The organism is Microbacterium sp. (assembly GCF_049661145.1).
Taxonomy (GTDB): domain Bacteria; phylum Actinomycetota; class Actinomycetes; order Actinomycetales; family Microbacteriaceae; genus Microbacterium.
Genome location: NZ_JBASZT010000210.1, coordinates 1 through 5,652 on the forward strand (window position 1 = coordinate 1; position 5,652 = coordinate 5,652).

Sequence of the window (5,652 nt, forward strand, 5' to 3'; positions counted from 1 at the left end):
GAGGGCGCGCAGCGCGGCATCGCGCGCCCTCGTCACGGGGTTGCGCCCGGGCCGAAACCCCAGCCCCGGCGGCGGGCCGTGCGTTCCCACCAGCTGCAGCGGCAGGACCGCGATGGTGGCCCATCGGCATCCGATCGCATCGGCGATGAGCCGCGGACCGAGCGACGCCTCGTCACCCACGAGGACGTCCCACGGCTCGCGGTCCCACTCCTCACGCGCGTCCGCGAGCTGCTGCGGCGCGGTCGCGATGAACAGGTCCTCCATGTTGATCAGCAGCTGCGCGAAGCCCTTCTTGCCCACGAGCCGGGGAAAGGTGGCCGGGAGATTCTGCTCGTCGAAATCCGGCGCCGCTCGCCAGGGGACGAACCGGGCACCGGTCGCCGCGACGCGCCCGCGGAAGGCGCCGCCCGTGTAGACGCGGACGTCGTGACCGCGCGCCACGAGCGCTACGGCGACTGCGAGTACGGGTACGACGTGGCCGGTGAAGGGCATCGCCGTGACGAAGAATCGTGCCATGGGGCGATCATGCCCCATGCGCGATGCCCGCGGCACCCGGAACGCGCACTCGGGATCGGGTCGACGCGGTCCGACGTCCCCGGCAGGTTTCTTCCCCCCTACCCCCCCACGGCGCGGCAGCGCCGCCGAGGAGCTGACCCGACGCGAACGGCCGCCTGTCGGGACACCTACGCGACCACACGCGTCGGGTCGGCGCGGCGCGGCCCTCGCGCGCCGGACGGGACGGTTCACCCGCCGGCAACCGGCGCGTGGAGCGCCGTGACAGGGTGGAGGCATGTCCGACAGCCTGGTTCCGCCCGAAGTCACCGACGACATCCGTGCGCTGATGCAGGATGCCGGGATCACCGCCGACCAGGACCTCATCGCCCGCATCCTCGCCACCGGCATCGGCCTGGGCCTCGATGATACGGACCGGCTCGATCTCAAGATCACCTCCGCAGCGCTGACCGAGATGCGCGCCGCGTTCCGGCTTTTCGCGCCATACCGCGACGTGCCGAAGGTCACGATCTTCGGGTCGGCCCGCACCCGTCCCGACGACGCGCTGTATCGCGCCGCCGCCGATGTCGCCGCAGCCCTTGCCGCCCGCGGCTGGTTCGTCGTCACCGGCGCGGGTCCCGGCATCATGCAGGCCGCGGCCGAGGGCGCCGGTGCTGCGCACTCGCTCGGCGTGTCGATCCGCCTGCCGTTCGAGGAGAAGCCCAACGCCGTCATCGCCGAGGCCGACCGCGTCGTCGCGATGAAGTACTTCTTCACGCGCAAGCTGATGCTCGTGAAGGAGTCGCGCGGCTTCGTGTGCGTTCCGGGCGGCTTCGGCACGCTGGACGAGATGTTCGAGCTGCTCACCCTGCAGCAGACCGGTAAGGCCGAGCCCACGCCGATCGTCCTCCTCGACGAACCCGGTGGCGGGTTCTGGACGGCGTTCCGCGGCTACGTCGACGACCGCCTCATCCCCGCCGGGGTCATCTCGCCCGACGACCTCGACCGCGTGCTCATCACGGACTCGGTGACTGCCGCCGCCGACGAGATCACCGGATTCTGGCGCAACTACGACTCGCTGCGCTGGATCGGACGCCGGCTTGTGCTGCGACTTCGCGCCGAGCCGACGGATGTCGAGCTGAACGACCTCAACGCGCGGTTCGCGCATCTGCTGACACAGGGACGCATCGAGCGCACCGTGCCGCGCAAGCCCGAGCTGGAAGACGCCGACCGCCTGGACCTGCCCCGCATCATCCTGCATTTCGACCAGCGTCGAGTGGGGGAGCTCTTTCACCTCATCCGGGCGCTGGGTGCGCTCGGAAGCGCACCACCGGCCACCCCGCCGGATGCGCAGGGCGGGGCCTAGCTCAGAGCGGCACGCGATCGACCTGTCCCGTCCGCGAGGCGAAGGCGGCTCTACACTGGCGGCCATGGATATCGAGCCCGTGTTCACGGTGGTCGCGATCGCGTTCGAGGTCATCGGGGCGATCGCGATGTGCGTGGGCTTCGTGATCGCCGTCGTCCTCGGCATCCGCTGCCTTCGTCGCGGCGACGGCGGGCACGTCGCCGCTCAGACGGTGCGCACCGCTCTCGGCGGCGCGATCCTGCTCGGACTCGAGGTGCTCGTCGCCGCCGACCTCATCCGGACGATCACGTCGAAGCCCTCGCTCGAGGATGCGGTGATCCTGGGGATGATCGTCCTCATCCGCACGGTGCTGTCGATCTCGATCCAGATCGAGATCGACGGAGTGCTGCCCTGGCGTCGCGCGCTGCTGACCACCGGCGGCCAGGTGCTCGGTCGGGCTGTTGCCCGTGACCGCGCGGGGGAGGCCGCCGCGGCGGACCGCCCAGGGGAGTGACTCGCCGCGGGCCTTGCGGCGCGCACGCCGCCGCCCGCGTGACGCTCACCGCGCGCCGCGCACCAGGACGGGGCTCAGAGCTTCGCGAAACGGGCGCGGAAGAAGCAGAACACGCCGTACGAGACGAAGCCCGCGCCGACCGCGCCTACCAGGACCGGACCGCCCGCGACGCCGAGCAGCGCATCGATCGCGCCGTCGAGACCGCCCGCGGCTTCGGGATCGACGCGTATGGCCGCGACGACCACGAGCGTGCCGATGATAGCCAGCGACACGCCCTTCGCGATGAAACCGATGACGCCCAGGACCGTGATGGTCACGCCGAGCCGGCCTGGGGGGATCGCGACCTTGGAACGGAACGAGCGACGCGTGCCCATGACGACGAACACGACGCCACCGATGCCGATGCCCAGCCCCGCAGCTCCGAGCAGCAGTGCGCCGCCGGGCACCGCGAGCACGCCGCGGCTCGCATCCTCGGCGGTCTGCTCTGCGTCGGGGCGGGCGCCGAGAGCCACGGATGCCGCGACGGTCCCGAGCGCGCCGAACACGACGGCCTGCCCCCACTCCGAGATCCGCACGCCCCACTTCTTGACGTCCGAGCCGCGGCTGATGAGGATCCCCTCGAGCACATGCCACACAGCGAGCGCCCACAGCAGACCCGCGAGCACCCACAGCGCGAGAAAGCCCAGCGGAGCGGCGCCGACCGCGCGGAAGGCGCCAGACTGGTCGCTCTCGCCTGTGCCACCGAACGCGATCGTCAGGATGATCGTGCCGATCAGGACGTGCACGGCGCCGTTGGCGGCATAGCCGCCGCGGGCGAGAACCCGCAGCGGAGCGTTCGCCACGGCATCCCGTGCCGCGTCCTTCATCGGCTCCGGAGTCATCCCGGCATCATGACTCCCGGTCGACCGACCCGGCGGTCGGACGCGTCCACGCGGGCCCGAGAGGCATGAGGTGTCGGCCGAGCGTGCGCCAGTAGAACTTCTCGACCCCCAGGTACGCCGCGAGCGCCGACGCCGCCATCAGCAGGACCGAACCGGCCGACGCGAGTGCCGGAGCGCTGGCGAACGCCGCGATGCCCTGCAGTGCGAGGCCCGCCGACACGCACAACAGGGTCACCGGCAGCACCGTGTTGTGCTGCGACGCGGGTGGGGTGAACGCGAGCGCGAGGATGGCGAAGCAGATCGCGAACGTGCCGCGCGCGCCGTCGGAGACGACGAAGATGCCCAGCTCCTCACCCAGGAGGAATCCGGGCACGACGATCCAGTACCAGCCGAACGCGTTGTACACGAGAAAGTGGAAGTCATCGCCCTTGAAGTACGACAGCATGCCGGCGATCACCTGCACGACGCCGCCGAACACCGCACCGATCCAGAACACCGGATTCTCATCCTGCACGCCGAGGTGGGCCAGCTGGGCGGTGAAGGTCGCGATGACGAAGCCGAGCAGGCCGATGAGCCCCGGGTCTGCGGTGTGGTCGAGGTCTTGGTTCAGCGGAGGCATGCGAAAAGTATGGTGCCGCCCGGCGACGGCGCGGAATCGGCCGGGCCGTACCAATCGGCATCCGGTAACGTTGGTGGGATGCCGGAGGGGTGATCCCGCCGTCGAGAGCTGAATAGGGAGGCCACCGTGGACATCGATCTGGGACTGCTGCGCACCGTCGAGCGCGAGAAGGAGATCCCCTTCGACGAACTCGTCCAGATCATCGAGCAGGCGATCCTCACCGCCTATGCCAAGCACACCTCGCCCGACGGCGAGCTTCCCGAGGGGGCCCGTGCCGAACTGGACCGCAAGACGGGCCACGTCGCGGTGTTCGTACCGCTCGCCGACGACGACGGCGCCGTGATCGGCGAGGAGGAGTCCACGCCCGAGGATTTCGGGCGCATCGCCGCCTTCGCTGCCAAGCAGGTCATCAGCCAACGGCTGCGCGACATCGCCGACGACCAGGTGCTCGGCGAGTTCCGTGGCAAAGAGGGCGACATCGTCGCCGGCGTCGTACAGCAGGGCCCGAATCCCCGCATGGTCCACGTCGACCTCGGCACGGTCGAGGCGATCCTCCCGCCCGAGGAGCAGGTCCCCGGCGAGGAGTATCCGCACGGCTCGCGCCTGCGTGTGTACGTGACGTCCGTCGCGAAGGGGCTGAAGGGTCCGCAGATCACGGTGTCGCGAACCCATCCTGGCCTGGTCCGCAAGCTCTTCGCGCTCGAGGTCCCCGAGATCGCCGCCGGTCTCGTGGAGATCTCGTCGCTCGCGCGCGAAGCCGGGCACCGCACGAAGATCGCCGTCAAGGCCAACGACCCCGCGATCAACGCGAAGGGCGCCTGTATCGGTGAGCTCGGCAGGCGCGTGCGCGCTGTCACGCAGGAACTCGGCGGCGAGAAGATCGACATCGTCGACTACGACCCGGAGCTGGCGCGTTTCGTCGCGAATGCGCTGTCGCCCGCGAAGGTCACGTCGAGCTTCGTGCTGGATGCCGGGACGAAGGCGGTCCGCGCGCTCGTGCCCGACTACCAGCTGTCGCTCGCGATCGGCAAAGAGGGCCAGAACGCGCGGCTCGCCGCCAAGCTCACCGGTGCGAAGATCGACATCCAGCCCGACAGCATCCTTGAGTCGTGACGGATCGATGCGGCGTAGCCGCGTTGATGCGGCGGCGGCTCAGGTCGAGCGAGGGCGCGCAGCGCCGGAGTCGAAACCGCGGCCACTCGTCTAGGGGGTAGGATGGGTCCCGTTAGAATGTGCGTGGGATGCCGCGCGCGCGCCCCCCGGTCCGCACTCCTGCGAGTCGTGGAACGGGACGGAGCCCTCGTCGCCGACGAGAAGGCCGTCCTGCCGGGACGGGGCGCGTGGGTGCACGACACGCGCGAGTGTGTGGATGCCGCTGTGCGGCGTCACGCCTTCGGACGCGCACTGCGTGTGTCGGGCCCGCTCGACGCGCAGACCTTTCAGAACACCCACCAGCGAAACGGCTGAACGGCTATGGACACAAAGTGAACGGCTCGAAATGAGACCCGTCCGCAAGTAACGGTCTGCCCTGTCCGGGGGAGACCTCAGACAGGAGAACTGTGGCAAACCCACGCGTGCACGAGATCGCTTCCGAGATCGGCGTCGACAGCAAGGTCGCCCTCGCGAAGCTGAAGGAGCTCGGCGAATACGTCAAGAGCCCCTCATCCACCATCGCACCCCCGGTGGCGCGCAAGCTCCGCGCCGCTCTCGAAGCCGATAGTGCGGAGAAGTCCGGTGACAGCATGCCGGGCGTCGGCGCGACCCCGGCCCGCCCCGGCGGCGGTGCGCGCCCGTCCGGTGG

General features: G+C 70.1%; 7 protein-coding genes and 1 pseudogene. 5 read left to right on the forward strand and 3 right to left on the reverse strand.

The window, feature by feature from the left end:
* Nucleotides 1–516 (reverse strand): annotated as a pseudogene (locus WBP48_RS08940) (hypothetical protein); the annotation flags it as partial.
* Nucleotides 517–790: 274 nt separating this feature from the next.
* Between WBP48_RS08940 and WBP48_RS08945 the strand changes: the two are divergent.
* A complete protein-coding gene (locus WBP48_RS08945; protein WP_424439179.1) occupies nucleotides 791–1,858 on the forward strand; it encodes a TIGR00730 family Rossman fold protein in 1,068 nt (355 codons plus the stop codon).
* A gap of 64 nt (nucleotides 1,859–1,922) precedes the next feature.
* Nucleotides 1,923–2,351, forward strand: a complete 429-nt coding sequence (locus WBP48_RS08950; protein WP_424439182.1) for a DUF1622 domain-containing protein — start codon at nucleotides 1,923–1,925, stop codon at nucleotides 2,349–2,351.
* Between the two features lie 74 nt (nucleotides 2,352–2,425).
* Here the strand turns inward: WBP48_RS08950 and WBP48_RS08955 are convergent, their stop codons facing one another.
* Complete coding sequence (locus WBP48_RS08955; RefSeq protein ID WP_424439185.1) at nucleotides 2,426–3,232, reverse strand: DUF1206 domain-containing protein; 807 nt, start codon at nucleotides 3,230–3,232, stop codon at nucleotides 2,426–2,428.
* Nucleotides 3,233–3,239: 7 nt separating this feature from the next.
* Nucleotides 3,240–3,851 carry an acetate uptake transporter family protein gene (locus WBP48_RS08960; RefSeq protein ID WP_424439188.1) on the reverse strand — a complete coding sequence of 204 codons (612 nt, stop codon included), beginning with the start codon at nucleotides 3,849–3,851 and terminating at the stop codon, nucleotides 3,240–3,242.
* 126 nt (nucleotides 3,852–3,977) lie between these two features.
* On the opposite strand from WBP48_RS08960, the gene nusA reads away from it, so the two are divergent.
* From nusA to WBP48_RS08975, 3 genes are all read left to right on the forward strand, one after another.
* A complete protein-coding gene (gene nusA, locus WBP48_RS08965; RefSeq protein WP_424439190.1) occupies nucleotides 3,978–4,964 on the forward strand; it encodes a transcription termination factor NusA in 987 nt (328 codons plus the stop codon).
* A gap of 117 nt (nucleotides 4,965–5,081) precedes the next feature.
* Nucleotides 5,082–5,318 (forward strand): YlxR family protein, encoded by a 237-nt coding sequence (locus tag WBP48_RS08970; protein WP_424439196.1) that lies wholly within the window; start codon nucleotides 5,082–5,084, stop codon nucleotides 5,316–5,318.
* 92 nt (nucleotides 5,319–5,410) lie between these two features.
* Nucleotides 5,411–5,652: translation initiation factor IF-2 N-terminal domain-containing protein (locus tag WBP48_RS08975; RefSeq protein ID WP_424439193.1), on the forward strand; the 242-nt coding region annotated here is incomplete at its 3' end.